26 protein-coding genes are annotated in these 25,521 nt (G+C 50.0%); 6 read left to right on the forward strand and 20 right to left on the reverse strand.

Translation table 11 applies throughout. From position 1 onward, the window contains the following. Positions 1-2 precede the first annotated feature (2 nt). Together JZI27_RS16080 and JZI27_RS16085 are read right to left on the reverse strand one after the other, a co-directional pair. The gene (locus JZI27_RS16080; protein WP_280208257.1) at positions 3-827 is read right to left on the reverse strand and encodes a sulfite exporter TauE/SafE family protein; all 825 of its coding nucleotides are present in this window, start codon (positions 825-827) and stop codon (positions 3-5) included. Positions 828-847: 20 nt separating this feature from the next. Then, on the reverse strand, positions 848-1,699 hold the full coding sequence (locus tag JZI27_RS16085) for a DUF72 domain-containing protein (RefSeq protein ID WP_280208258.1): 852 nt from the start codon (positions 1,697-1,699) through the stop codon (positions 848-850). Positions 1,700-1,755: 56 nt separating this feature from the next. Between JZI27_RS16085 and JZI27_RS16090 the strand changes: the two genes are divergently transcribed. Beyond that, complete coding sequence (locus JZI27_RS16090) at positions 1,756-2,208, forward strand: M67 family metallopeptidase (RefSeq protein WP_280208259.1); 453 nt, start codon at positions 1,756-1,758, stop codon at positions 2,206-2,208. Here JZI27_RS16090 and JZI27_RS16095 read toward each other — a convergent pair. Beyond that, positions 2,184-3,590 (reverse strand): aspartate kinase, encoded by a 1,407-nt coding sequence (locus JZI27_RS16095; protein ID WP_280208261.1) that lies wholly within the window; start codon positions 3,588-3,590, stop codon positions 2,184-2,186. The genes JZI27_RS16090 and JZI27_RS16095 overlap by 25 nt on opposite strands. A gap of 296 nt (positions 3,591-3,886) precedes the next feature. Here JZI27_RS16095 and JZI27_RS16100 point away from each other — a divergent pair, with 296 nt between their 5' ends. Then, the gene (locus JZI27_RS16100) at positions 3,887-4,633 is read left to right on the forward strand and encodes a polysaccharide deacetylase family protein (protein WP_481752819.1); all 747 of its coding nucleotides are present in this window, start codon (positions 3,887-3,889) and stop codon (positions 4,631-4,633) included. A 168-nt stretch (positions 4,634-4,801) separates the two neighbouring features. Here JZI27_RS16100 and JZI27_RS16105 read toward each other — a convergent pair whose 3' ends face one another. After that, positions 4,802-6,343, reverse strand: a complete 1,542-nt coding sequence (locus JZI27_RS16105; RefSeq protein ID WP_280208263.1) for a flotillin family protein — start codon at positions 6,341-6,343, stop codon at positions 4,802-4,804. 3 nt (positions 6,344-6,346) lie between these two features. Then, a complete protein-coding gene (locus JZI27_RS16110) occupies positions 6,347-6,883 on the reverse strand; it encodes an NfeD family membrane protein (RefSeq protein WP_122908957.1) in 537 nt (178 codons plus the stop codon). Between the two features lie 66 nt (positions 6,884-6,949). On the opposite strand from JZI27_RS16110, the gene JZI27_RS16115 reads away from it, so the two are divergent. Further along, entirely contained in the window at positions 6,950-7,807 is an 858-nt protein-coding gene (locus JZI27_RS16115; RefSeq protein ID WP_280208265.1) for a GerAB/ArcD/ProY family transporter, read from the forward strand. A gap of 45 nt (positions 7,808-7,852) precedes the next feature. Here the strand turns inward: JZI27_RS16115 and JZI27_RS16120 are convergent, their stop codons facing one another. Together JZI27_RS16120 and JZI27_RS16125 are read right to left on the reverse strand one after the other, a co-directional pair. Beyond that, the gene (locus tag JZI27_RS16120) at positions 7,853-8,062 is read right to left on the reverse strand and encodes a hypothetical protein (protein ID WP_280208267.1); all 210 of its coding nucleotides are present in this window, start codon (positions 8,060-8,062) and stop codon (positions 7,853-7,855) included. Positions 8,063-8,116: 54 nt separating this feature from the next. Next, positions 8,117-9,535, reverse strand: coding sequence for an aminotransferase-like domain-containing protein (locus JZI27_RS16125; RefSeq protein WP_280208268.1), 1,419 nt, complete (start codon positions 9,533-9,535; stop codon positions 8,117-8,119). A 149-nt stretch (positions 9,536-9,684) separates the two neighbouring features. On the opposite strand from JZI27_RS16125, the gene JZI27_RS16130 reads away from it, so the two are divergent. After that, positions 9,685-10,599: a DMT family transporter gene (locus tag JZI27_RS16130; RefSeq protein WP_280208270.1), complete on the forward strand. Its 915-nt coding sequence runs from the start codon at positions 9,685-9,687 to the stop codon at positions 10,597-10,599. Between the two features lie 27 nt (positions 10,600-10,626). On the opposite strand, the gene JZI27_RS16135 is transcribed toward JZI27_RS16130, so the two are convergent. Further along, a complete protein-coding gene (locus JZI27_RS16135; RefSeq protein WP_122908884.1) occupies positions 10,627-11,094 on the reverse strand; it encodes an NUDIX domain-containing protein in 468 nt (155 codons plus the stop codon). Positions 11,095-11,110: 16 nt separating this feature from the next. Then, a complete protein-coding gene (locus JZI27_RS16140) occupies positions 11,111-11,647 on the reverse strand; it encodes a suppressor of fused domain protein (protein ID WP_280208273.1) in 537 nt (178 codons plus the stop codon). 214 nt (positions 11,648-11,861) lie between these two features. Here JZI27_RS16140 and JZI27_RS16145 point away from each other — a divergent pair, with 214 nt between their 5' ends. After that, positions 11,862-12,569 carry a L,D-transpeptidase family protein gene (locus tag JZI27_RS16145; RefSeq protein ID WP_280208274.1) on the forward strand — a complete coding sequence of 236 codons (708 nt, stop codon included), beginning with the start codon at positions 11,862-11,864 and terminating at the stop codon, positions 12,567-12,569. Positions 12,570-13,140: 571 nt separating this feature from the next. Beyond that, positions 13,141-13,380 (forward strand): hypothetical protein, encoded by a 240-nt coding sequence (locus tag JZI27_RS16150; protein ID WP_280208276.1) that lies wholly within the window; start codon positions 13,141-13,143, stop codon positions 13,378-13,380. A 174-nt stretch (positions 13,381-13,554) separates the two neighbouring features. Here JZI27_RS16150 and sufB read toward each other — a convergent pair whose 3' ends face one another. The 11 genes from sufB to JZI27_RS16205 all read right to left on the reverse strand — a co-directional run bounded on the left by sufB (position 13,555) and on the right by JZI27_RS16205 (position 25,231). Next, positions 13,555-14,952 carry a Fe-S cluster assembly protein SufB gene (gene sufB, locus JZI27_RS16155; protein ID WP_122908881.1) on the reverse strand — a complete coding sequence of 466 codons (1,398 nt, stop codon included), beginning with the start codon at positions 14,950-14,952 and terminating at the stop codon, positions 13,555-13,557. Positions 14,953-14,992: 40 nt separating this feature from the next. Next, positions 14,993-15,430 (reverse strand): Fe-S cluster assembly sulfur transfer protein SufU, encoded by a 438-nt coding sequence (sufU, locus tag JZI27_RS16160; RefSeq protein ID WP_122908880.1) that lies wholly within the window; start codon positions 15,428-15,430, stop codon positions 14,993-14,995. Then, a complete protein-coding gene (locus JZI27_RS16165; protein WP_122908879.1) occupies positions 15,417-16,643 on the reverse strand; it encodes a cysteine desulfurase in 1,227 nt (408 codons plus the stop codon). The genes sufU and JZI27_RS16165 overlap by 14 nt, the downstream gene beginning before the upstream one ends. Next, a complete protein-coding gene (sufD, locus tag JZI27_RS16170) occupies positions 16,643-17,941 on the reverse strand; it encodes a Fe-S cluster assembly protein SufD (RefSeq protein ID WP_251243400.1) in 1,299 nt (432 codons plus the stop codon). The genes JZI27_RS16165 and sufD overlap by 1 nt, the downstream gene beginning before the upstream one ends. Positions 17,942-17,962: 21 nt before the next feature. Continuing rightward, a complete protein-coding gene (gene sufC / locus JZI27_RS16175) occupies positions 17,963-18,751 on the reverse strand; it encodes a Fe-S cluster assembly ATPase SufC (protein ID WP_122908877.1) in 789 nt (262 codons plus the stop codon). 268 nt (positions 18,752-19,019) lie between these two features. Continuing rightward, a complete protein-coding gene (locus JZI27_RS16180) occupies positions 19,020-20,501 on the reverse strand; it encodes an alanine/glycine:cation symporter family protein (protein WP_280208280.1) in 1,482 nt (493 codons plus the stop codon). A gap of 166 nt (positions 20,502-20,667) precedes the next feature. Further along, positions 20,668-22,245 (reverse strand): phosphoenolpyruvate carboxykinase (ATP), encoded by a 1,578-nt coding sequence (gene pckA, locus JZI27_RS16185; protein ID WP_280208282.1) that lies wholly within the window; start codon positions 22,243-22,245, stop codon positions 20,668-20,670. A 298-nt stretch (positions 22,246-22,543) separates the two neighbouring features. After that, entirely contained in the window at positions 22,544-23,698 is a 1,155-nt protein-coding gene (locus JZI27_RS16190; RefSeq protein ID WP_122908873.1) for a M20 peptidase aminoacylase family protein, read from the reverse strand. Between the two features lie 95 nt (positions 23,699-23,793). After that, positions 23,794-24,138: an SCP-2 sterol transfer family protein gene (locus JZI27_RS16195; protein WP_280208284.1), complete on the reverse strand. Its 345-nt coding sequence runs from the start codon at positions 24,136-24,138 to the stop codon at positions 23,794-23,796. 232 nt (positions 24,139-24,370) lie between these two features. Then, the gene (locus tag JZI27_RS16200; protein WP_122908871.1) at positions 24,371-24,772 is read right to left on the reverse strand and encodes a VOC family protein; all 402 of its coding nucleotides are present in this window, start codon (positions 24,770-24,772) and stop codon (positions 24,371-24,373) included. Positions 24,773-24,796: 24 nt separating this feature from the next. Further along, positions 24,797-25,231 carry a hypothetical protein gene (locus JZI27_RS16205; protein WP_122908870.1) on the reverse strand — a complete coding sequence of 145 codons (435 nt, stop codon included), beginning with the start codon at positions 25,229-25,231 and terminating at the stop codon, positions 24,797-24,799. Positions 25,232-25,521: the final 290 nt, after the last annotated feature.

Genomic DNA, 25,521 nt, shown 5'->3' on the forward strand with positions numbered 1-25,521 from the left:
GATTATCCGAGCACGGTCTCTCCAATCATTTGTATCGCAATCCCCAGAATAAGAACCCGAAGCAACAGCACGATCGTCTTGCCTTTCATCCTGCTTGCCGCAAAAGCTCCCATCTTGCCGCCAGCCCATGCGCCTGGCGCCAGCATCGCCGCATACAACCAGCTCACATGATCATGCCAGACATTCGTGACCGAGCCTACGACAGCCGAAAACAAGATGACCAGCATGGAAGTGGCAGCAGCAATGTGAGGTGGAAAACGGAACAGGATGATCATGGCTGGCACCATCAGCACACCGCCTCCCACACCGAACAAGGAAGACGTGATGCCGACAAAAAAGGCGACAAGAATCGCCATCCAGCGGCTGTATCCATATTCGTATTCCTTGCCTTCATTGTCGATGAAATGACGCTTCACATCCCAATTCAACTGACGTGGCTGGATTTTGTCCTTCACCATCAGCAAAACGAACATACTAAGCTGAAACAAGCCGAAGAGAAGTGTAAATTGGGTCGTTTCTAGTAATGTATTAAGGTAAACACCTACGATAGCACCGGGAGCGCTTCCGATAAAAAAAAGCAAGGCACTCTGCATATCCACTTTTTTCTGCTTGATATAAGAAATGGACGATGACAGGGCAGTTACCGCAATGACCACAAGGGATGTAGCGGCTGCAACCTGTGGAGTCATCGAGCCTGGCATGTACAAATTGGCAAAAAACAGTAACGCAGGGACGAAGAAAATCCCGCCACCCAGTCCGGCGATACTCCCTACGACACCTGCAGCGACACCAATGAACAGAAATAGTACAGCAATAGCAACAAACATAGCTCCCCTTCTTTCTTTATCTAAAACAGTTCCATCTGTCTGGGATTCAACCCGCTCGGCTCAAGCCCCAGCATGTTACTAAACTGCTTGGCGTTGGTTACCGCATCCCCACCCGAGTTGTTGTTGAACAAGATGCACACTTCTTCCGCCTCATTTGCGATCGTTTGAATATGCGGCACCCAATCCCGCAGTTCTTCTTCACTGTAGCGGTACAAATAGCGGACATCCCGCCAGTTTTGCCCTTCCCCTTGATCACGCCAGCCGGAGTTGTTGCGTCCGTGAAAGCGTACCAGCGCCAGCGCAGGTTGAGTCACCCCGACCACAATCGGTACAGAGCCGAGACCGACCTGAGGCTCGTCGCACAGGACATGGGTGGCCTCAAGCTTCTTCAAGAAATCGAGCGTCCGCTCTCGGTAGCGTTCTTCAAACCAGCTCTGATGCCGGAACTCCACAGCAAAGGGATAGTCAGCCATCTCCTGGCGACAAGCCTGCACGTATTGAACATTCTCTCTGGTACAATCAAACCAGGGCGGGAATTGAAAAAGAAGTGTCTTTAGTTTGCCCGCATTCACGAGCGGCTGAATGCTTTCCTCAAACTGGCGAAACATCGCCTGGCGATCCATTCCTGCATCCGATCTCGTATGTCCGGTCATCCCCTGGTACGGCTTCACAATGAAGCCAAAACGATCAGGCGTTTCCTTGACCCATGTTTCATAATTTCGTTGTGGTAAAATAGCGTAAAAGGAACTGTCCAGCTCCACGATTGGAAAGTGGCTGGCATATACGGAGAGCTTGTCCCGACTGCGCACGCCCTGGGTGTACAAATCGTCATGATCTCCCCAGCCACAAACACCTATCTGAATCGTACTCATCCGCACCATCCCCCCGTTCAACCTTTAAATTGATCACGTACTTACGGAGGACCACCATGAACATCGAACTGTTGGGTGAACCCTTTGCGTTTAAGAATACCAAACTATCCCTTGACCGGAAAGTAGCCAAAAACCTCTTGAAGGAAGCGCAAGAGGCCTTGCCGTACGAATATTCAGCCATGCTTTGCGGCCAAGAGGCCACGATCACCCATCATATCGCAATGCCCACATCCACTCGGGACATGCATACTTTTGGCTGGGATGGTCCCAGCTTTATCCAGGCTCTGCAAAGCATACGCGAGTCCAATCAGCAGTGGCTCGGCGTGCTTCACACACATCCACATGCCCCGCCTATCCCTTCCCGACGCGACGCCGCTGGATGGCACTATCCCGCTCTGAGCTACTGGATCGTCGGAATGGAAACACCCGCCACTCCTTCGTGGCGGGTCTATCAATGGCAGAACGGATCATTTGTCGAACGCGCTTATCGCATCATCGATGTCATGTGACGATCTTGTTTGGCGAGCTCTACTTCATCCTGGACAAAAAAGGCTTGATACAGCGCAATCACGGCGCGATCAGCATCAGATGCCTTTACGCCGAACATCATGCTCACTTCCGAGGAGCCCTGGTTGATCATGTCCAGGTTGATTTCTGCTGCGGCCAAGGCTGCTGTCGCGCGAGCAGAAGTGCCAACCGATTGACGCATGCCTTCGCCCACAATCATGACCAGTGCGAGATCATGCTGTACCGCGATGTCGTCTACCTGAAGCTCAGTCTTGATGCGTTCTACGATGCGAGCTTCCTTGGCTGGCGTCAGATCCCGTTCACGCAAAATGACCGAAATGTTGTCAATACCAGATGGCGTATGCTCGTAGGACAGCCCTTCTTCCTCAAGGATTTGCAGCAGCTTGCGTCCGAAGCCGATTTCCTTGTTCATCAGGTACTTGCTGACGTAAATGCTGCAAAATCCGCTGTCGCTGGCAACACCGGATACCCGGTTGGCTGAAGGCTCCCTCTCCGACACAATCATCGTGCCCGGAGCAGACGGGTTGTTTGTATTTTTGATGCATACCGGAATTTCCGCCTGATACGCAGGGATCAGCGCTTCTTCATGAAAAACGCTAAACCCGGAATACGAAAGCTCGCGCATCTCACGGTATGTGATCACCTTGATTTCCACAGGGTTTTCTACCAGATTTGGATTGACCACATAGACGGAGTCCACATCGGTAAAGTTTTCGTATACAGATGCTTTTACAGCAGCAGCGAGAATGGAGCCGGTAATATCCGATCCACCGCGGGAAAACGTGACCAGCTCACCCGCTTCCGAGTAGCCGAAGAATCCGGGAAAGATGATGATTCCCTGTCTGTCCCGAAGCTGTTTAAGCTTTTCATAAGCGGAAGGCAACACGTGAGCATTTCCCGCCTCGTCTGTTACGAGCATTCCTGCTTCACGCGGATTGACGTAATGCGCATCCTCTCCCAAGGAGCGCAGGTAGTGAGCGACAACCTTGGCGCTATTATCCTCGCCCGCCGCTTTTACCGCATCGACAAAACGCTCCGATGACAGTCCCGCCCGATTGCTAAGTACTTCCTCCAGCTCGGCTTCAATCTGTTGACCGACCCCACTCGAAAGCCCCAGTTCCTGCACAATCTCTTGATAGCGCTCGAAAACCGCCTGTTTTTCTTGCTGAGCCACTCCATTTTTCAGGAATGCCTCGGCATAGCTGATTAACAAATCCGTTACTTTCTTGTCATCCTTGTATCGTTTACCAGGGGCAGAAACGACAACAAGACGTCTGTCCTTGTCTGCCCTGATGATGTTGCATACTTTTTTGATCTGCTCCGCATTGGCCAGCGAAGTCCCTCCGAATTTGGCAACCTTCATCTCCGACTCCTCCATCTGTCTCTAGCTTCTGCCTGGGTTTCTCATCTTTTCTCCAGACAAACATGTTATTAGATTACGGTATCCTCCCAAAAAGCACAAGTGTCTTTTTGGAACGGACATAAAAATAACCGCATTTAACCCGGTTTCATCATTATCACGCACCGACATGCAAATCATTCCAGATCGGTTCCGTCCCTATTGTTCCACATATTCAAATCCAGTTTGCACATAGTAACAGTGCATAGTTCCCCTTCATGATGTCGCACATGGCGCAAGGAGTGAAAACCATGAACAAAATGATCACGTGGTGTCTGATTGTCGGAATCACCCTCCTGTTCCCTGATCAGACGGGGTCCGTACTTGCCAAGGACAAGGAGAAGGAACGTGAGTACTACGAGACGCGTGGTGAAATCGTCTGGGAGGTACCGACCAAGAGTAAAGTAATCGCCCTTACCTTTGATGATGGCCCGGACCCTCGGTATACGACTCAGATTGCAGAGCTGCTCAAGGAGTACAATGCCAAGGCGACTTTTTTTGTCGTCGGTTCACGCGTGAAGGCCCATCCACAAGTTGTACGCCTATTGATGGAGCAACAGCATGAGCTGGCAAATCACACGTATACTCATCCAGATGTGCGCAGAATCTCCCCAGCCAATCTGCGCGAGGAAGTCCTGGCTACCCAAGAAGAAATTTACAAGCATACTGGGTTGCGCCCACATCTGTTTCGGCCACCGGGAGGAGTCTACAACGAATCACTCGTCCATGTCGCCAAAGACGCTGGTTTTTTGGTCGTCATGTGGTCCTGGCATCAGGATACGCGTGACTGGAGCGATCCAGGCGTGAAAAAGATCACGAACAAGGTATTGAACAACGCAAGAAACGGCGATATCGTTCTCTTTCATGACTACGGTGGGAACCGCAAGCAAACTGTAGATGCCCTGCGGGAGATCATGCCTGAGCTGCAAAAACGAGGGTATCAGTTTGTCACGGTAAGTGAGCTGATGAAGTATCGCAACCAAATCAAACAGCTAGGCATGGATTAAGCAATCCCAGCGTTTTTACATTAGAAAACTTGGCTACGCCAAGCTTTTGGCGGAGCCTTAGTTGCACTTATACTATCTTCCGCTAATCTTTTTAGCGCTTTAGCGCACTCAACACTTTCCGATAGTATAACAAAAATCCCCTTCATACAGAAGGGGATTTCATCAGATCTATTCTGTTTTCTCTGCTGATTCCGTTGCTTGCGCTTCGGGAGCCGCATCGGTTTTCTGTACAGCGTGCGAAGGTTCCTTTTGCATAAAGTCGCTGATCATCTTGTTCATATCCAACCCGGATACGTCTTTGAGCATTTCAGGCAGCTGCGCCATCAGTTTGGTTACGTTGCCGCTGAGGCGATTGACACCATCGCCTTGTCCGCCGCCCGCATCGACGATCGTGACCTTGTCGATTGCCTTCATCGGCTCGGCGATCTTTTCTGCCAATTCCGGCAACATTTTGGAGACGATATCCAATACTGCAGCCTGACCGAACTTTTCGAAAGCCTCTGCCAGCTTTTCCTTCCCTTCCGCTTCGGCTTCCAGCTTCAATTTGGTTACTTCTGCCTCCGCGGCACCCTTTGCCCGCTCGGCTTCGGCAATCGCCAAACCTTCGAGACGCTTCTGTTCTGCCATCGCCTTGGCTTCAGCCTCGATGCGATAGCTGACGGCGTCTGCTTCGCGCAATTTCTTCGCTTTTTCCGCTTCAGCCGATTGCTCTACCGAATAGCGATCCGCATCGGCTTTTTTCTTGACTTCTGCGTCGTATTGCTTTTCCCGGCGGAGAATTTCCTTTTCCTCCAGCTCGATCTCTTTTTGCTTGCGGACCAGCTCTACCTTCATTTCCTCTTCTGTAACCTGTTGCTTGGCTACAGCTTCTTGCAATTTATAGGCTTGGTCAGCACTTGCTCGCGCTTTGTCCTGTTCCTGTCTGAAAGCCGCAACCTTCAGTTCTTTTTCCTTCTCTGCTTCCGCGATGTTCGTCTCTTTCAAAACCTCTGCCTTGCGTGCTTCTTCCTCTGCCTGTGCCTGCTTGATCCGTGCTTCCTTGTCGGCATCCGCTTGAGAAATCGTCGCATCACGCTTTACTGCCGCGATTTGTGGAATCCCCAGTGCAGCGAGGTAGCCATTTTTATCACGCACATCCTTGATCGTAAAGCTGACGACGGACAACCCCATCTTTTTCAGGTCTTTCGTCGCTACACTTTGAACCTCTTGGGCAAATCGCTCCCGGTTCTTGTAGATTTCCTCGACGGTCATACTTCCCAGAATGGCTCTCAGATACCCTTCGAGAACCTCCTGAGCTTCTGTTTTCAGCGCTTCATCCGTTTTGCCCATAAACTGTTCAGCTGCGGTGGCAATATCTTCGATCGACCCGCCAACTTTAATAATGGCGACCCCGTCAGCCATGACCGGAACACCTTGCTCGGTATAGACCTCAGGTGTTGAAACATCCAGCTTATGAGACAGAAGACTTAGAAAATTAGCCTGTTGAAAAATGGGCAGAATAAAAGCACCGCCACCTCTAACGATTTTCATTTTGCGGCCCGAATCATCAGACAGCACGTTTTTGCTGCCCAGATAGCTTCCCGTTACGATCATGGCCTCGTCTGCACCTACAGTCTTGTAGCGAGCCCAGAATGCAAGACCCAATACCACAAATACGACGACGATTAGAGTAACAACCATGAGCACAGGTGACCCGAATAACAAATCCATTTTTTATTCATCTCCTTTTTCATAATTGTCCGGGAAAGGGGTAACGTAAAGCACGTGATCACGCACTTCCACGACTACGACACGCATACCTGCAGGGATCTGTTCCCCGTCTACGCTTGCCGCCATATGGTAAGTCGTTCCGCTGACCATGCTGACTAGCACTTCACCCAGTCCTTGCGCGGGGATGGTCGTTCCCACTTCACCGATTTTTCCAGGCAGCTGATTCATGGAATAACCCGTAGAAGTCTCGGCCTTGTTCATCGGTTTGACCCACAGAAAGTAGGCCGCCATCGCCAGCGAAATGCCTATGAATATGGCGATGATCAATACCGCAGCCATAGGCAAATCCGTCAGACGAGTCAGCAAAAAGCCGGAACCACCAAATGCCGTTATTCCACTCACGAGCAAGATCGGCTGAAAAATAGGAAGATGGAGTTCACCCAGCATATCCGAAATCGCATCACCCAAGAGCAGAGTCACCAGCGCATAGACGAGGCCTGCGACCAGGCAGACAAGAAACACGGTTTCCAACGCGCCCATTATTTGTCACCCCTTTCCATACTTGCCTCTATTTTTCATACGAATGAGGTCGAAAAAGGTTGCGTTTTGCCAGTTTTTGATTTTACAGAAATTTACAATGAATATTTTCTTGTTCATGTAAGACAATACCAATATTCCTTCTCCAGGTTTAATGAAGTCATTCAGCCCGCCACCTTGCTTCTGCTTCTCATCGTCCTGACACAAATCTTTCGGGAAACAGATTTTGGCCGGGTGCTTCCCGTGCTCGGTGATGGCATACTGCCTGTCCTTCACGCCTTTCCAACCGTGTTCTTTTCCTTGCTGGGATTTGAAATCCTGCTGTTTATTCAGCCCTTTATGGAAAAGCCTACACAGGCTCTAAAAGCCTCTCTCCTTGCGATTGGGACCACCGTCGTCCTCTACACGGTGCTGACGGTACTCAGCATCGCCGTAATGGGATCATCCGAAGTCGTACTGAACGAATACCCGACATTGTCCATTATCAAGAACATAGAAGTGCCTGGCGCTTTTCTCGAACGACTGGATTCTATCATGATGATGGTCTGGGTGCCATTTGCCGTCACCACAATAGTCATGTTCCACTACTGTGCCAGTCTCATCACTTCCCAGCTGCTCAAGCTGCAAGAGCATCGCGTTATCTCCCTTCTGTTTGTTCCTGTCGTCTTTCTGATTGCGGTACTCCCACGCAATATTTTGGAAGTGGTCGAATGGAACAAATGGACAAGCTGGCTTGGGGCGACACTGATCAGTCTGGTGCCCCTCCTCCTGATTCTCGAAAGCCAACGTGAAAGTACATGCGCTCATCTTCTCATTCCTGATCCTGCCTCTCTTGCTGTCCGGCTGCTGGGATCGGGTGGAGAAACAGGATCGTCTTATCGTCATGGCAGTCGCGATCGACAAAGCCGCGAAAAAAAATGGGGGTAGAAACTACTATGAATTCATGCACAGCTGACAGAAGCCAGGGCTATGTCAGGACGAATTAGCAATCCCAATGTAGCCCCCGTCTTCTTTGGCTACCGCAGCATCCCGATCAAGCTGGCGGCTGTTGTACGCCACGTAGTACCGGAACCGGAGAATCAGCCCTGTGATCAATAAGACGAGAGTCAAATAGTAAGAAGTAAGAGATTCGATAAATCCAATGACCAACGAAAAGCCCAATCCTCTCACCCTTCCTTTCATGGATATGTAACTCTAGTATGAACAAGGATGGCTCTCCTTATCGAAGCAAATAGGTTACATGGAAAGAATCACTTGAGCCAGACGCCGAATCCCTTCCCGGATGGCGTCTTTCGTTTCCCAAGAATAGGTCAGCCTTAGCCAGCCCGGCTCTGCTCCGTACACCCCACCCGGCGTAAAGACTACGCCAGCCCGAATCGATACATCTAATAGCTCCCTCTCATCCAATGGCCGATGCAGCCTGCACCAGAAATGATAGCTTCCCTCCGGCAGATTCCATTCCGCCAGGCCGCTCATCTCCTTTTGCATGGCCTCAAGCATCGTCTCTCTTTGCTGAAGCAGGCTGGCAGCTAATTTTTGCATCTGCGTCTCATACCTGCTCTTTTCGAGAAACTCCCTGGCCATCTGTTGTGATACGCTGCTCGTACCAAAGTCCATTTGCTGCTTGGCATCAGCCAGTCTTTCGATTACAGAGCGCGGTCCCACCAGCCAGCCTATGCGCAGACCGGGTGCTATTGTTTTCGACATGCTGTTCACATAGAGAACCATGCCGCTTGTATCGATCGCCTTCATTGGTTTGGGAGGCTTGCGGTTATCCTGCATGGTCAGTGCGTAATAAGCATCGTCCTCGACCAAAGGGATGCGCAGCTCCTTGCAGATATCGAGAACCTGCCGCCTTCTCGTCTGGCTCATTACGATCCCCGTGGGATTTTGATAGGTAGGATTGACGAATACCATGCGTATCCGGTGCTTTTGATGCAGCGAGCGAATCTCCTCCGGTACGATTCCTTCCCGATCCATAGGCAGTCGATACAAGCGCAAGCCAGCCGAAATAAAGAGCGGCAGTGAATAAAAGTAAGAGGGCCCTTCCATCGCGATGGCAGCTCCCGGACTCAGTAAACACTGGGAAATCAGATGAAGCCCCTGCTGGGCACCCGAGGTGATCAGAATTTCCTCTGGAGAAGCGGCAATCCCGTATTGCTCGAGCAAATGAACGGCGAGATCCTCCCGCAGGTCCGGATTTCCCTTGGGATGAGCGTAGCCTAGCTCCAGGTATGATTCATATAGCCTGTTTGGCAAGGAAGGGATCAGAGAGGGAGCCAACTCCGCTTTTGCCAAATTGATGACAGACGGATCAAAAACGGCCTCCCGAATCCGCTGAGCCAACGGGTAGGCGGGTAAAAAGGCTCCTCCATTGGTATAGTTGTGCCAGTTTGGGACCTGCTGCACACCCCACAGATGTCGGCTCACCCAAGTACCGCTTCCTTGCCAGGATTGAAGCAAGCCAGTTGCGCGCAAGTCTTCATAGGCAGCAGATACGGTCCCTCTGTTAACACCAAAGCGCTTGGCCAGCACTCTTTCGGCAGGTAAAGAGACACCTGGAGGCAGCGCACCCTCAATGATCTGCTGCTCCAGCCACTTCGCGATCTGTTTGTATACAGGCACTCGGCCTTCTTTTTCCGGCTTCCACTCCACAGTCGATCCCCCCTACGGCGCTTTCCCTTGTTCACTTTCCCGTTTCGTTCGACAAATTGGCCTACTCTTCCTGCTGCCAATTGGCTCTATACGTGAAAAGGAGGCAGCCCTAAGATGAGAGGAAAGACATGATAAAGGATGGGGTTTCAATGCGTGCAGAAGCTTTGGCAAAAGAAAAAAGCAGCCTGACTGACGAGCGAGCCGGGTTGCTTTTTGGACTATTGGGAGTATGCAGCTTCAGTCTGACATTGCCTAGTACGAAAATGGTAATCGATGTCCTCTCCCCGATTTCTGTCGGGCTGGGTAGAGCATTAGCAGCCGCCCTGCTAGCGGCTCTTGTCTTAATGATCAAACGAGTTCCGTTTCCCAGCTGGCAACAATGCAAACAGCTGCTTCTCGTTTCAGCAGGCGTGGTCATCGGTTTTCCCTTGTTCTCCTCTTTGGCAATGTCCCAGGTTCCCGCTACTCACGGCGCAATCGTAGTCGCTTTGCTTCCGTTGGCAACAGCTGGCGCAGCCGCATTCTTTTCTGGCGAGCGCCCATCGCGAAAGTATTGGCTGTCCAGTAGTGTCGCCTGCCTGACGATTCTCGGCTACGCCTTCAGCGCTGGCCTGGGCTCCTTGCATTGGGCCGATCTCGCCCTGCTTTGCGCCGTCCTGTCTGCTGCTGTCGGCTATGCAATTGGCGGAGAGCTCTCACGAACGATGGGAGGCTGGCAGGTGATCAGCTGGTCATTGGTTTTCGCCTTCCCCTTTTTGGTCGTTCCGATCGCAGGACCTCTTTTAGCGGAATTGAAGCAGGGGACCTGGTCTACATGGCTTGGCTTTGGATACGTGAGCGTCATCAGTCAGTTTCTCGCCTTTTTTGCTTGGTACCATGGGCTTGCGATCGGCGGTGTCGCCAAAGTGGGGCAAATCCAGTACCTCCAGCCTTTTCTCTCGATCCTGGCCGCCTGGATACTCCTCTCCGAATCCATTACGATAGGAGCTATTGTCGCTGCGATCATCGTCGTGCTTGCAGTCGCCAAAGGGCGGAGCGCTACCGTTCGCGTAGCCAAGTCCTGAAGGAGACGTTCGCTTTTTTTGTTTGTCCTATTCCTCTTGTTTTTCCAGTACGTTTCCGAGGTAATCCGGCAGGTATCCTTGTCCTGTCAATGCCTTCAGGACCTGCAGCCGAACCGTCCCTTGATGCAGTGGAATCGACTTCCATTCATCAAGGGATACCCAGCCTGCCCATTCGATCTGCTCATCCTCCAAGCCGCCTGGTATCGGGTTCGTCTCTTCTCCCACCAGCTTGGCTAAAACGGCAATGCCAATCGTATGCTTTCCAGCACCCGCCCGATCGATCCGATCATCTACCCAGAGCATCCGTTCCATCTCCACCAGCAGCCCTGTTTCTTCCCACACCTCTCGACGTGTCGCTTCAGCGATGGACTCCAAAAACTCAATGTGACCTCCAGGCAGACTGTAGCCTTGGCCACGGCTTCGTTTCTCTTTGATCAGCAAGATACAGCCCTGATGCTCCACGACGACGGTGACTCTCATACCGATTGTCTTCATCTCGATCACTCCCTCCTCAAATTGCAGGGTGACGCATCACATCCAGTGAATCTACCTCGTTATGCGCAAACAACGCTTCAAGTGCTTCAAAGCCATACTGCCGCAAAAAGGCGGCCTCCGTTTCCGAAATCGCATGAAGCATCATCAACCGTACGATCTCATCGCCATTTGTAAAGTACTCAAAGCCCTCCTCCTCAAAATCAAGGGGTGTGGCCAGCAAATATTGTAGCTGGGATTGGTTTGCAATCGGTTGCTCCAGTCGATAAATGGAGCCTGTGTGCAAACGAATCTGATCCTCTTCCCAATGCTTGCTCACTTGTGAAGCTGCTGACGCCAAATGAGCGATCATCCCCGGATCAAAATGGTACGAGTACATCACACACTCACATGCACCCTTTTTGTGCAGCTCCAACGTCACATACGTCCAGCATCCTCGCTTTTTCGTGGGTGGAAAAACGGCAATCAGGACATCCGCTGCTTCGTATTGATACAGCTCGCTTGTGGAGCCAAAGGCGCTGCCACAATGCTTCAGCAATTGCTTTACTACTATCATATGGTATTCTCCGTCCCGAACAGAAAGAAATCTTGTTTATAGTTGTAGTATACATGAATGAGAAAACCAATGATAAGGCTCCTCCCCTTGGTTACTTTTACATGCACTCCCTCCATGTCATCTGTAATAAAAGTTCTCACGAGAAGCAGAATAAGAACGGATGTCGGTTTGGAAATGCCAGCAAAAATAAAAAAGATTGGGTAGATTACTAACCATGAGGTATCCATCTATACGCTCTCTTGCACTCCGAGTCGCTGCAAGCATCCTTCTGGTGCCCAGCATAGCGGAAGCCAGCTATCAGCATTTTGCTTATGCGAATCCTTCACTTCCAATTGTAGACGAACAAGGCATCTATTCCATTGAAGTCTATCCGAGACAACACAAGCTCATCGTGAAAAAGCATGGACAAGTATTGAAGACTTTTAGTGTAGCTGTTGGCGATCCGTCTACGCCCACACCCGTTGGAGAATATCGAATCATTTATAAAGGGGAAAATTGGGGTCCTTCTTTTGGACCACGCTGGCTTGGATTAAATGTCCCTTGGGGTGTTTACGGCATTCACGGAACGAACAAACCTCACTCTATCGGACAGCATCTGAGCCACGGCTGTATCCGTATGTATAACAAGGACGTCACCGAGTTATACGGGGTGGTTCCCCTAGGAACGAAAGTATCCATTCATGGACATGTATTGGGCCATACCAGCCACGATCCAAGAAATTTAGCGGAAGGCGATGTGGGCGGAGATGTGCAGCTGATTCAATCTCGCTTGAAAAACGCGGGTTACTTCAAAGGATCCTGTGATGGCAAGTTCCGCTCCAGCACTACATCAGCCCTAAAAGAATTTCAAAGAGACCATCATTTGCCTCCAAACGGAATTGTTACCAAAAAGGTTTATTTTGCACTGGGGTTGCTGGAGTAACCGAGTGGATGGCACGGATTGATTGGCTTGGCATTCAGTAACGGAGATTAATATTTGATCAGACGCCAGATCCTTATCGTGACGGCGTCTTTTCTTATGTACACGAGTAGGTATACGACTTGCGCTCAAGTAGTCGCAACTTTAATCAGGTTTAAAGCGTCTCAACTAATGTCTACAGTAACAAGGTCAGAAATCTACTCGCTTCCTCGACTACTCGTTTTTCTCGCCTGGACAGCCGCGTACACCAAAGGCAACTATAATCGTCCCGTTTCCTGTGTTACAACGAACGTAAAAAGACCTGCTGCGGCGGGTTTTTTTCCATTTGTCCGGATGTGAGTAATCATGAGACCCATTTTTCGAATAATTAGAGAAAATGCCGATCCATAGTTGCGCAACTTTCTTTGACAGGTTCATTAGTTATTGCAGGAGGTGGTACAAGTGGCTCTCAGATGTCTTTGTCGAGGTAGTAGATGCACGATCTTTTGCAGATGTGGGTGCAGGCGAAAAAGGAAATAACACATAGGTAGAAAAATTCCTGTATACCTATAAAAATCGGTCCGAGCTCGCCTGTATGGATGGCATGATCATCGCGATGGCGTTAGGTGCTATGTCTAGTATCTCCTTGGGTATGAATATTCAAGTTTATCTGGTGAGCGATTTACAACTTGCGACGATCATTGCTGTCACAATTGGCATGGCGGTCGGATTTATCACGGGAAAATTGGTCTCTCTTACCGCTTCTATTGAAGGAGTAATGGCCGGTGTCATGGGTGGGTACGTCCTCAGATTTTCCCATCGTGCATCTGATTGATGGCGGCGAAAATATAAAATACGTGTCCGAATGACTTTGGCACGCAAGCGTGAAAGTCACTGCAGACACGTATTTTCATGTTACCAAGAAAATTGAGGACGAATCGCTATCCCTTTTGTGGAAAAATGGGGCCAAGCCCACTTTTGAAGCCCGGAAACCCTTGTGGCGCAAGGGTTAACCGATACTTCCTTCCATCTCAAACTTGATCAGACGGTTCATCTCTACCGCATACTCCATCGGCAATTCTTTCGTAAATGGCTCGATGAAGCCCATGACGATCATCTCAGTCGCCTCTGCTTCTGACAAACCGCGGCTCATCAGGTAGAAGAGCTGATCCTCGGAAACCTTGGATACAGTTGCTTCGTGCTCCAGCGTGATGTGGTCGTTCATGATCTCGTTGTACGGAATCGTATCCGACGTGGAGAGCTTGTCGAGAATCAGCGTATCGCACTTGATGTTGGACTTGGAGCCTTCCGACTTGCGTCCAAACTGCGACAGGCCGCGATAGGTTACTTTACCGCCATCACGGGAGATGGACTTGGAAATGATCGTGGACGTGCAATCAGGCGCCAGGTGGATCATTTTCGCACCTGCGTCTTGATGCTGTCCTTTACCTGCTACGGCAATCGAAAGAACGGTACCTTTGGCACGTGGTCCTTTCATGATTACCGCTGGATATTTCATGGTCAGCTTGGAACCGATGTTGCCGTCGATCCACTCCATGTTGGCATCCGCGTATGCAACGGCACGCTTGGTCACGAGGTTGTATACGTTGTTGGACCAGTTTTGGATGGTGGTATAGCGGCAGCGTGCACGTTCCTTGACGATGATCTCAACAACAGCGGAGTGCAGGGAATCCGTGCTGTAGATCGGCGCTGTACAGCCTTCGACATAGTGGACGAATGCATCTTCGTCTACGATGATCAGCGTGCGCTCGAATTGTCCCATGTTCTCCGAGTTGATACGGAAGTAGGCTTGCAGTGGTGTTTCTACCTTTACGCCTTTCGGAACGTAAATGAAGGACCCACCAGACCATACAGCCGAGTTGAGTGCAGCAAATTTGTTGTCTGCTGCCGGAATTACGGTCGAGAAGTACTCTTTCACGATCTCAGGGTGCAGCTTGACAGCGGAATCCATATCACAGAAAAGTACGCCCAACTGCTCCAGGTCTTCCTGCATGTTGTGATAAACAACCTCGGATTCGTACTGTGCGGATACACCGGCGAGGAACTTTTGCTCTGCTTCCGGAATACCCAGCTTGTCAAAGGTAGCTTTGATCTCTTCCGGAACCTCATCCCAGCTACGTCCTTGCTTCTCAGATGGCTTGACGTAGTATGTGATGCTGTCGAAGTCGAGATCGTCCAGATCGCCACCCCATTTTGGCATCGGTAGGCTGTTGAAAATATCCAGGGATTTCAGACGGAATTCCAGCATCCATTCCGGTTCTTCCTTGATCTTCGAAATTTCTTCGACGATCTCGCGGGTCAGACCCTTCTTCGTACGGAAAACCGATACGTCCTTGTCGTGAAAGCCGTATTGATAATCCTGTATCTCAGGGGCTTTTTTTGCCATCTTGATTCACTCCTTTATTTTCACATGCTTGTGCCTATGACTATTCCTGTTCGGACTGTTTGATCCCTTGCTCTAGTGCTTTCCACGCCAGTGTCGCGCACTTGATCCGAGCAGGGAACTTGGCTACGCCAGACAGTGCCTCAATATCACCCAGGTCAATGGAATCATCGATTTCCTTGCCTTGCATCAGCTCGGAAAAACGGTGTGCCAGCTCGAGAGCTTCTTCTACCGATTTGCCCTTGACTGCATCGGTCATCATCGAAGCGGATGACATGCTGATCGAGCAGCCATCCCCCATAAACTTGGCGTCGCTGACTTTGCCGTCCTCTACTTTCAAGGATAGAGAAATGCTGTCGCCACAAGTAGGATTATTTAAATGTACGATAAGGCCTTCTGTTTCCTCCAGCTTGCCGCGGTTGCGCGGTTTCTGGTAGTGGTCCATAATGACGCGGCGGTACAGATCATCAAGAGAAGACATTGCCAAAATACTCCTTCGTCTTCTTCAACCCCGCCACCAATACATCCACTTCTTCTTCCGTATTGTATACGTAGAAGCTCGCCCGTGCGGTTGCGGTGACATTCAGCCAACGCATCAGCGGTTGAGCGCAATGATGTCCGGCACGAATAGCAATTCCGTAGCTGTCCAGCACGGTCGACAAATCGTGAGGATGTACCCCGGCCAGGTTGAATGTGATTAAACTGCTGCGGTCCTGCTGCGGGCCGTAAATCGTTAAACCTTCAAGCTCACGCATCTGCTCCATCGCGTACGACACCAGCTTCTTCTCATGACGCTCGATGTTGTCCATGCCGATTTCCTCGAGGAAGTCAATGGCAGCTCCCAGACCGATCGCACCTGCGATGATCGGTGTACCGCCTTCGAATTTCCAGGGGAGCTCTTTCCATGTAGAATCGTACAGCTCCACGAAATCAATCATCTCACCACCGAATTCCATCGGTTCGATGCGCTCAAGCACTTCACGTTTGCCGTACAGGACGCCCAATCCGGTCGGGCCGCCCATTTTATGACTAGAAAATGCGTAGAAATCGCAATCCAGATCCTGAACATCCACTTTCTTGTGCGGAGCACCCTGCGCGCCATCGACGAACAGCAAGGCTCCGTGCTGATGAGCGATCTGGGCAATTTCCTTGATGGGAGTAGTATCGCCCAACACGTTGGAAATATGGTGAATTGCCACGATTTTCGTGTTGTCCGTAATGGTTTCTTTGACGGCGTCCAGCGTAACCGTGCCGTCCTCTGCCAACGGAATGAACTTGAAAGTAGCTCCGGTCGCCTTGGCTGCTTGCTGCCACGGAATGAAATTGCTGTGGTGCTCTACCACTGTCGTCACAATCTCATCACCCGGTTTGAGGAAGGTGCGTGCATAGCCGTAAGCCACTGTGTTTACTGCAGAAGTCGTCCCGCGTGTAAACACAACCTCTGCTGCTTCACGGGCATTAATGAAGGCGCGTACCTTCTCGCGTGCGCCTTCATAGCCGTCCGTTGCCAGGCTGCCCAAGGTGTGTACCCCACGGTGTACGTTGGAGTTGTACTCCTTGTAATATTTGTCCATCGCTTCAATCACTTGGATCGGCTTCTGCGAGGTAGCACCGTTGTCCAGATAGACCAACGGATGTCCGTTTACCTCCTGATGAAGGATGGGGAAGTATTTCCGAAGCTCTTTCGCGTTCATCAGCCTAACTTCCTTTCCAAAGCCTGACGAAGTCTGTTCTGTACTTCTTCGATCGGAATCTCAGCTACAACCGGATCCAGGAATCCGAGAATGATCAGCCGTTCTGCAGCCTGACGGGAAATCCCGCGAGACATCAGATAGTAGATGGACTCCTCACTGAAGCGACCTACGGATGCAGCATGGCCCGCTTTGACGTCATCCTCGTCGATCAACAGGATCGGGTTGGCGTCTCCACGCGCTTTATCGCTAAGCATCAGAACGTTTTCCGCCTGCTCACCGTTTGCTTTTTCGGCACCTTTTTCGATCTTGGTAATCCCGTTCAAAATGGAGACGGCTTCACCAGTCATCACAGCTTTGCTCACCATGTTGGACTCGGAATGTGTTCCGAAATGCTGAACCTGGGAGGTCAGATTTTGACGTTGGGAGCCAGTTCCCACTGAAATGGTTTTGGTTTCTGCTGTAGAAGCCTGACCCTTCAGGAGCGTCGTGTTATTGGAAACGGTATTACCGTCGTTCATTTCGCCTAAAACCCACTCCATCGTACCGTCGCGGTCGACAGTTGCACGACGGAAGTTGTAGTCGTGTACAGCTACGGACAGGGTGCGTACAGATGCGACTTGCACGTTGGCCCCCGGGCCTACAAAAGCTTCTACGATGCTGTTGACTACCATGTTGTTACCTTCTCCAGAAACGAAGGTATCTACGTAAGAAACTTTGCTGTTCGCTTCAGCCACGATCAAAACATGCGGGCTGACGAGAGCATCGTCTCCTGCTACCTGGTACACAGCCTGCAACGGCACCTTCACTTCCACGTTCTTTGGAACATAGAGGAAGACACCGCCGCTTACTACTGCCGTGTGCAAAGCAGTCAGCTTGTGCTCATCCAAAGCGATGACTTGCTGGAAATACTTTTGCACCAGGTCGCCATGCTCTTTCAGGGCCGTCGCCAGCGGAGCGAAAATCACGCCTTGCTGCTTCAGCTCATCCGTTACGGCGAAAAATTGGACAGAAGCGTTCTTTTGCACCAGCAGGTTGCTGACGTTATCCAGGTCGATTTGCGCCTTGACCACTTCATCCAGCTCCTGAACGGACGCTACTGGAGAACTTGCTTGGAAGGGCACAAATTGTTGAATGTTCCATTTATCAATTTTCGTTTTCTCCAAAACGGGTAGTTGCAACTCTCCCGCCGCCTTCAACCCGGCGAGGCGCTTTTCTAGGAACCAGGCAGGTTCCTGATTGGCCTTGGAGAACTCGGTGATCGCTTCAGAGTCAAAGCGGAGTTGTAGATCCACACTCATTTCACTGCTGCCTCCTTCTTCCTACACGTTAGCGTTTACGGTTTCATCCTCGATGCCGAGCTCTTCTTTGATCCAGTCGTAACCTTCTGCCTCGAGGCGCTCAGCCAGCTCAGGTCCACCGGATTTCACGATACGTCCCTGCATCATCACGTGTACGAAGTCAGGCTTGATGTAGTTCAGCAAGCGCTGATAGTGAGTGATGATCAAAAAGCCACGGTCTGCTGTGCGCATTTCGTTCACGCCATTCGCAACGACCTTGAGTGCGTCGATGTCGAGACCGGAGTCGATCTCGTCGAGAATACAGATGCTCGGCTCGATCATCATCATTTGCAGGATTTCATTCCGTTTTTTCTCCCCACCGGAGAAACCTTCGTTCAGGTAACGGTGGGAGAAGGATTCATCCATTTCCAGTGTGCTCATCTTTTTGTCCATTTCACGGATAAACTTCATCAGCGATATTTCATTGCCTTCACCACGACGCGCATTGATTGCAGAACGCAAGAAATCGGAGTTCGTCACCCCGCTGACCTCAGATGGATACTGCATGGCCAAAAAAAGTCCAGCACGAGCGCGTTCATCAACAGCCATATCCAACAGGTCTTCACCGTTGATCAAAACTTCGCCTTCTGTTACTTCAAACTTTGGATGTCCCATCAAAGTAGATGCAAGTGTAGACTTACCCGTACCGTTCGGACCCATGATCGCATGTACTTCGCCGCCCTTGATTTCAAGGTTCATGCCTTTGAGGATTTCTTTGTCCTCAATCTTGGCGCGAAGGTTTTTTATCTGCAAATGTGGTATTGCTGTCATCAGTTTTTCCCTCCATAAACGTCAAAAGTGAGTTGGTTTATTCTCAATCCATTCTCAATACCCATCTTATAATAATAATAATTATAAATCAAGGTATGAAACATATCTGTAATTTTTAAATCATTATATTTAGAAAGTCGGTTTTTGGTGAATGTGGCTTGCGTGTATTCCTCTGTATCGAGGAACATTTTTCCCTTGGAAACTTTTTCTCATAAAAAATCCCCTCGTTCAGGATACCTGCCGAAGGGACACTCTTAATTATGCATCCTTATTTTACATGCGGATTCAGATACTCCTTTTCCCAGAAATCCGCATCCGCAACACCTGCTTGCTTTGGGTCGAATACGGGATCCTTTCCCTCGCGCTTCTGTCTTTCGTAATCCTTCAGAACACGCAAAGCTGGTTTTGTGAGCAACAAAATTGCGATAATGTTGAGCCACGCCATGCTTCCTACGCCGATGTCACCGAGCGTCCACGCCAGCTTGGCTGACTTCACACTGCCGTAAACGACCATTGCCATCATCAGGAGCTTCAGTGCGTATTCGGACCAGACGCGTCTGACTCGGCCATTCAAGTAGGTCAGATTGGTCTCAGCCATGTAGTAATAGGCCATGATCGTCGTAAAGGCGAAGAACAAGAGGGCGATGGCGACGAACGGTGCGCCAAATCCGGGCAATACGGATTCGACTGCCTGCTGGGTGTAGATCGGCCCAGGCTCTACAGCCCCCAATTGATTGACGATTGGCTTCATGCCCTCCGGCTCGACGTTGTACATGCCTGTGATCAAAATCATGAAGGCCGTTGCTGAACAGACAAACAGGGTATCTATATAGACGGAGAACGCCTGTACAATGCCTTGTTTGGCAGGGTGGGTGACCTCCGCTGCTGCTGCAGCATGAGGAGCCGTCCCTTGCCCCGCTTCGTTCGAATAAATGCCTCGCTTCACGCCCCACATGATAGCAGAGCCAAGTATTCCACCGAATGCAGCATCTGCCCCAAACGCGCTCTTGAAGATAAGCGCAAACATGGCAGGAAGCTCTGCAATATGGAGGAAGAGGATGAGCAAGGCTACCAGGATATAGCCCAACGCCATAAAAGGGACCACGACTTGTGCAACATTGGCAATGCGCTTTACGCCACCGAAGATGATAGCGCCAAGGATCAGTGCGAGAAAAACTCCCGTGATCCACGGATTGATGCCAAAGGCCGTTTTCATCCCGGAAGCGATGCTGTTTGCCTGAACCCCAGGCAAGAGCAGTCCAGTCGCGATCACTGTTACGACGGCGAACAAAACGGCATACCATTTTGCCTTCAGACCTTTTTCAATATAATAGGCTGGTCCACCGCGAAACTGTCCATCCTTCTTTATCTTGTAGACCTGTCCCAAGGTTGCCTCGACAAATCCCGATGCGGATCCTAGAAATGCCATCACCCACATCCAAAAGATCGAACCTGGTCCCCCAAAGGCAATCGCCGTTGCAACCCCGGCGATATTACCAGTTCCGACCCTTCCAGACAAAGCCATCGATAATGCTTGAAAGGAGGATACACCTGCATCAGAGCTCTTCCCGTCGAACATGAGCACGATCATGTCCTTCAGATGACGAATCTGGAGAAACCTTGTTGCGATCGAATAAAACAAACCTGTCCCCAGGCAGAGATAAATGAGTGCCTGACTCCAAATCAGATCATTGAGCCCGTTTACGAACTGCTCCAAAGGTTGCCCCCTCCTTTTTTGTGCTAGTTGCATTATAAGGCTTTTTATTTTTCCTAAACACTTTTAATTATTGTAAATTTTTTAGTGAAACGAAATTCCAGAAGCACTGAAATACTGTGACCTGCGAACGCATTTTTGGAAACAAAAAACGGCTAGACGCCATTGTCTAACCGTTTTGGTCAAATCGCCGAAGCGATGATTAAGCTGTTGGACCAGCTTTTGCGATATCTGTTGCGTCTGGGAATTTCTTTTGGAAGTTCTCGATGAAGCGATTTGCCAGATCCTTCGCCTGCGCGTCATACGCTTCTTTGTTCTCCCAAGTATTGCGTGGCTGCAGTACGTCAGCTGGTACGTTCGGGCAAGAAGTAGGCACTTGCACGCCGAAGGTAGCATCTGTCACGTAATCCACTTTTTCCAGCTCTCCAGCCAGAGCAGCCGTAACCATTGCACGCGTGTAGCTCAGCTTCATGCGTTTGCCCACTCCGACAGGCCCACCTGTCCAGCCCGTATTGACGAGGTACACTTGTACGTCTCGTTCGTCGATCTTTTTACCCAGCATTTCGGCATAGACTACTGGATGCAGCGGCAGGAATGGCGAACCAAAGCATGTGGAGAACTCGGTTTGCGGAGCTGTTACCCCACGTTCTGTACCGGCCATTTTGCTGGTGTAGCCAGACAGGAAGTGATACATCGCCTGTTCCTTGCTCAGCTTGGAGATTGGAGGCAGTACGCCGAACGAATCTGCTGTCAAGAAGATGATGACGTTAGGCTGTCCGCCTACTCCTGGAATCACAGCACCCGGAATCGCTTCTACAGGATAAGCTGCACGTGTGTTTTCTGTATATTTGTCGCTGTCGTAGTCTGCTTGACGGGAATGTTCATCCACATCCACATTCTCCAGAACCGTTCCAAACTGGATGGCTTTCCAGATCTGCGGCTCGCCTTCCTCGGAAAGCTTGATGCATTTGGCGTAGCAGCCGCCCTCGATATTGAATACACCGTTGTCAGACCAGCCGTGCTCGTCGTCTCCGATCAGGAAACGGTCAGGGTCAGCGGATAAAGTGGTTTTTCCTGTACCGGACAAACCGAAGAACAGTGCCACATCTCCGTCTTTACCCACGTTGGCAGAGCAATGCATGGACAGGACGTTGCGCTCAGGCAGCAGGAAGTTCATCACGCTGAAGATCGATTTCTTCATTTCACCCGCGTACTCCGTTCCGCCGATCAACACCATTTTTTGCTCAAAGCTGAGCACGATGAACGTTTCCGAATTGGTTCCATGAACAGCCGGGTTCGCTTTAAAATTCGGTGCATATACTACAGTGAAATCAGCTTTGTGTGCAGCCAGTTCTTCTGCCGATGGACGGATGAAGAGTTGACGTGCAAACAGATTGTGCCAAGCGTATTCGTTCACAACACGTATAGGCAAGCGGTAGGTCTCATCTGCACCTGCAAAGCCGTCAAACACAAACAGCTCTTTATCTTGCAGATAAGCCATGACATCCTGATGCAGCAGCTGAAATTTTTCTTCAGAAATCGGTTGGTTCACCGGACCCCAGTTGATCTTATTGTGTACGGAAGCTTCGTCCACGACAAATTTATCCTTTGGAGAACGGCCAGTAAACTTCCCTGTTAGCGCGTTGAGCGCCCCCTTGTCGGTCAAAACTCCTTCTCCGCGCTTTACTGCCATCTCTACGAGTTGCGTTACAGGGAGGTTTTTATGAACCTTTGTAGCTGCTAGAATGTCAGTAAGCTTTTGAACCGTGTTGGTTTCCATGTGTGAACGATCTCCTTCCCAAATGTGTAACAGTATTGTATGATAATGAGGCCCTTTATTTATCGTCTGATTTGTAATTAGTATATCACATTTAGCTAAATAAGCTACATAATTTTATAATTACTTATGAAGAATGTGTGAATATCCGTCCACCCTATCGTTCCCTTCTTCGAGTAATTTAGCGCTCATCCAAGCTGGTTCTCCCTGTGAATCGCTGGATAGTGATTTTTGCAAAAAAGAGAAGGCCCGTTCATTTGACGGGCCTTCTTATTGTATCAGAAAGTCTAAACCTGCAAACCTACTGTTCTGCTTGCAGCTTCTCGAACGTCCTCACGACGACACGCGCCATGATCTCTACCCCTTTTACCAGATCCTCACGATTGAAATGCATGTTCGGGTGATGCAAGCCTGGCTGCAGGTCACAGCCCAGTGCAAGCATCGTTGCCTTGATGTGTGGCCGTTCTACCGTATAATAATGAAAGTCTTCAGCACCCGGACTGACAGGGGCTGGCTTCAAATTCTCTTCTCCCAGCACATCCACGATCGCTTGCTCCATCAATTGCTTCGCCGATTCATGCACTTCTGCTGCCACCATTCGCGAGCCTGATTCCAAAGTGATTTCCGCCTGGAACGAGATGGCAACTCCTTCGATAATCTGACGAACACGTTTAATCAAGTCATCCATCGCTTCGTTTGTTTGCGCTCTCAAATCCAGGGCAAAACGCGCCTTGTCCGGGATGATATTATAGCTCTCTCCGCCTGCTTGCAGCATCGTCATTTTAACCGTAGCTGGCACCATCGGGTTGATATGTACTTGACCAATCCCCTGAATGATGGCTCCAGCTACTTCGATCGCATTGATCCCCAGGTGCGGTCTGGCTCCATGGGCCGATACGCCGGTGATCTCTCCATATAAGAACATGGCGCCGCCGTTGTAGATCGCCCCTCCGCAATTTCCGCTTTTCATCTCCTGGATCGGGCGCAGATGGACACCGTACAGATAATCGATATCGTCAACCATCCCTTTTTCAATCAGCTTCAATGCACCCGTTCCTTTTTCCTCGGCTGGCTGAAACAGAATTTTCAGTTTGCCCGGAGGCTGGTATCCCGACGCGACCAACGCCTCGACTGCTTCCAGCACCACGGTCATATGGCCGTCATGTCCGCAGGAGTGATTGGCTCTCCACTCACCGTCCACTTCTTGCCACAGCGCGTCGATATCGGTACGCAGACCAACGACAGGCTTGCCTTCTCCCCATTCTGCTACAAGGCCTGTGCAATCTTCAAAGGTGGTGACACGAAGCCCCAAAGCCTGCATACGCTCGGCTAAATAGCGAGTCGTCTCTACTTCCTTCCAGCTTATCTCCGGATTTGCGTGCAAATGATGGAATGTTTGGTCAATTGTTTGTACTCTTGAGGTCACTACTTGATTAAGTGACGACGAAGTAGACATGCGGATTCCTCCTCAAATTCTTTCCTTTTGCCCATTATAGCACAGGAGATGTGGGCGGTTTTTCCAGACAAGCACTTGAGGGAAATGTCCTCCGGCTATTTGCAGGTCAGGCGCAAAATGGCATCCAGCTTCAACTGGTCTCTGCACGTCCCCACCATTTTCACCTGTTGTTTAGCCATCGTATATATCATTTCATCGCCTGCAAACAACATCTGAATGGACCGCTCCTTGCCTTGCAGGACCAGATCGGCTTGATCCTCGTCCTTCCATTCCTGGTGCAAGGTTCCTTCTCTGGTGAACATCAATTGCCACCGGCACTGCGTATCCTCTGTGATAATGCCAACACGGCGTTCCCACCCTGAAGTAACGGGTCCCAAATGCTTTTTTTGCTGCAAACGGAATATCACCTCGTCTAACAGCTGCACCAAACCAAATGCCATCACCGACCGCCTCCCTCTCTTAAAGACTTGGGTTCGTGAGGCTCGGCGTCGAATCCTTTGGCGAGGTTTCAGAACCTCTGTCGGCTCTTGTCAGGCACCCGTTCTTTTTCTCGACATGCATATACATACAAAAGTGCTTAAGTTATTATTCATTTATTCCGATAGAATGAATAATGAAAAGACACCTGCTCTACAAACGAGCAGATGTCCATGCTTCCTATCCCTATGATTTTTACTCATCAATGTCGTCGAACTCGTCCTTATCCAATCGGACTTCTAGATGATGTCCATCCGGTGTTTCAAAATACAGATTAAAGCTCGTCGGTCTGGTGATAGGGCCACGGTAACAGATGTTTTCCGCCTCCAGCTTGTCTACGAGATAATCCAGTTCAGCGCGGCTGGTAACGGAAAAAGCGATGTGGTCTACCTGTCCCACTCCGCCTTTACCTTCATCCCCCTGATGTGGGTGAAGTCCGATCCGTGTGTATGTGCCAATTTGAAAGTAGACAGGCTCTCCTTCCACTATACTCTCTAACGGGATAGGAACTTCCAAGATGTCTGTAAAAAACCGAGCTGTTTTCACGACATCGCTACAATTCAGCGCGATGTGATGAACGCCTTTCAAATGAAACATTCACACTGCCTCCCAGGTCATACGTCAAGCGCTCTTCTGCGATATCTGCTTTCTCTTATTATATTGCTTCAATCGCTCGCTCAACCTTTTCAAACGGATCATTAACATGTCTCGCCATTCCTCGTCCTTCAGATCCTTGGCTACGCCAAGCAGATCCAGCGAGACGTCAATCTGTTGTTTCAATACCTCCGCGAAGCTAACGGCTTCATCCGTCATGGTACAATTCTCAAACAACTCAGATGTATTGTCAACACTCACGAAGTCAGAGAAATCGACTTCTGGGGCTTTATCCCCCTGTGCATATTCTACTAAAATCTCGTATTCTCCTTCAATAGCAGGATGAACGTCAATTCTGTCACATACAGGACAAAACATGATGGGGACATTGTGCACCAGTGTTTTATGATGACGGACAGTTCCAATCGACCCTACCATCCCGGCTCCGCAGCAAAAACTCATTTTGTCTCCCTCCTTCTTCGCCAAACAATAAAACACATGTTTGAACGATACTCTGTCTGTAAATGCAATTGTAGCGTATTTTCGATAGAAGACTCCACCCGCAAAAGATACCAAAAAACTTGATGGTAAAAGTAAAAGGTATTCCTATTGTACTCCATCCCTCTAGTGCTGACCACTATTTTCTGACTAGTTTGAAATTATTCCCTTTTTCCTTTGGTATAAGAAAACCCAGAGCGAAGCTCTGGGCCTTTTTGCGTTAGAGGATATCCGAAAGTTTGTACTCGTATCCA

The organism is Brevibacillus sp. AY1, from assembly GCF_029870785.1.
In the GTDB taxonomy this organism is placed as follows: domain Bacteria; phylum Bacillota; class Bacilli; order Brevibacillales; family Brevibacillaceae; genus Brevibacillus; species Brevibacillus invocatus.

What these genes read in the sequence shown, in the direction of transcription:
- JZI27_RS16120 (WP_280208267.1), bottom strand. Translation starts at nt 8,062, where the DNA reads ATGAAAGGAAGGGTGAGAGGATTGGGCTTTTCGTTGGTCATTGGATTT.
- sufB (WP_122908881.1), bottom strand. Translation starts at nt 14,952, where the DNA reads ATGGCAAAAAAAGCCCCTGAGATACAGGATTATCAATACGGCTTTCAC.
- JZI27_RS16165 (WP_122908879.1), bottom strand. Translation starts at nt 16,643, where the DNA reads ATGAACGCGAAAGAGCTTCGGAAATACTTCCCCATCCTTCATCAGGAG.
- JZI27_RS16205 (WP_122908870.1), bottom strand. Translation starts at nt 25,231, where the DNA reads ATGAGTTTTTGCTGCGGAGCCGGGATGGTAGGGTCGATTGGAACTGTC.
- sufC (WP_122908877.1), bottom strand. Translation starts at nt 18,751, where the DNA reads ATGACAGCAATACCACATTTGCAGATAAAAAACCTTCGCGCCAAGATT.
- JZI27_RS16130 (WP_280208270.1), top strand. Translation starts at nt 9,685, where the DNA reads ATGCGTGCAGAAGCTTTGGCAAAAGAAAAAAGCAGCCTGACTGACGAG.
- JZI27_RS16150 (WP_280208276.1), top strand. Translation starts at nt 13,141, where the DNA reads ATGGATGGCATGATCATCGCGATGGCGTTAGGTGCTATGTCTAGTATC.
- JZI27_RS16080 (WP_280208257.1), bottom strand. Translation starts at nt 827, where the DNA reads ATGTTTGTTGCTATTGCTGTACTATTTCTGTTCATTGGTGTCGCTGCA.
- JZI27_RS16110 (WP_122908957.1), bottom strand. Translation starts at nt 6,883, where the DNA reads ATGGGCGCGTTGGAAACCGTGTTTCTTGTCTGCCTGGTCGCAGGCCTC.
- JZI27_RS16135 (WP_122908884.1), bottom strand. Translation starts at nt 11,094, where the DNA reads ATGAAGACAATCGGTATGAGAGTCACCGTCGTCGTGGAGCATCAGGGC.
- JZI27_RS16190 (WP_122908873.1), bottom strand. Translation starts at nt 23,698, where the DNA reads ATGTCTACTTCGTCGTCACTTAATCAAGTAGTGACCTCAAGAGTACAA.
- JZI27_RS16090 (WP_280208259.1), top strand. Translation starts at nt 1,756, where the DNA reads ATGAACATCGAACTGTTGGGTGAACCCTTTGCGTTTAAGAATACCAAA.
- JZI27_RS16085 (WP_280208258.1), bottom strand. Translation starts at nt 1,699, where the DNA reads ATGAGTACGATTCAGATAGGTGTTTGTGGCTGGGGAGATCATGACGAT.
- JZI27_RS16200 (WP_122908871.1), bottom strand. Translation starts at nt 24,772, where the DNA reads ATGTTTCATTTGAAAGGCGTTCATCACATCGCGCTGAATTGTAGCGAT.
- JZI27_RS16095 (WP_280208261.1), bottom strand. Translation starts at nt 3,590, where the DNA reads ATGAAGGTTGCCAAATTCGGAGGGACTTCGCTGGCCAATGCGGAGCAG.
- sufU (WP_122908880.1), bottom strand. Translation starts at nt 15,430, where the DNA reads ATGTCTTCTCTTGATGATCTGTACCGCCGCGTCATTATGGACCACTAC.
- JZI27_RS16105 (WP_280208263.1), bottom strand. Translation starts at nt 6,343, where the DNA reads ATGGATTTGTTATTCGGGTCACCTGTGCTCATGGTTGTTACTCTAATC.
- JZI27_RS16180 (WP_280208280.1), bottom strand. Translation starts at nt 20,501, where the DNA reads ATGCAACTAGCACAAAAAAGGAGGGGGCAACCTTTGGAGCAGTTCGTA.
- JZI27_RS16195 (WP_280208284.1), bottom strand. Translation starts at nt 24,138, where the DNA reads ATGGCATTTGGTTTGGTGCAGCTGTTAGACGAGGTGATATTCCGTTTG.
- JZI27_RS16140 (WP_280208273.1), bottom strand. Translation starts at nt 11,647, where the DNA reads ATGATAGTAGTAAAGCAATTGCTGAAGCATTGTGGCAGCGCCTTTGGC.
- JZI27_RS16100 (WP_481752819.1), top strand. Translation starts at nt 3,887, where the DNA reads ATGATCACGTGGTGTCTGATTGTCGGAATCACCCTCCTGTTCCCTGAT.
- JZI27_RS16145 (WP_280208274.1), top strand. Translation starts at nt 11,862, where the DNA reads ATGAGGTATCCATCTATACGCTCTCTTGCACTCCGAGTCGCTGCAAGC.
- sufD (WP_251243400.1), bottom strand. Translation starts at nt 17,941, where the DNA reads ATGAGTGTGGATCTACAACTCCGCTTTGACTCTGAAGCGATCACCGAG.
- pckA (WP_280208282.1), bottom strand. Translation starts at nt 22,245, where the DNA reads ATGGAAACCAACACGGTTCAAAAGCTTACTGACATTCTAGCAGCTACA.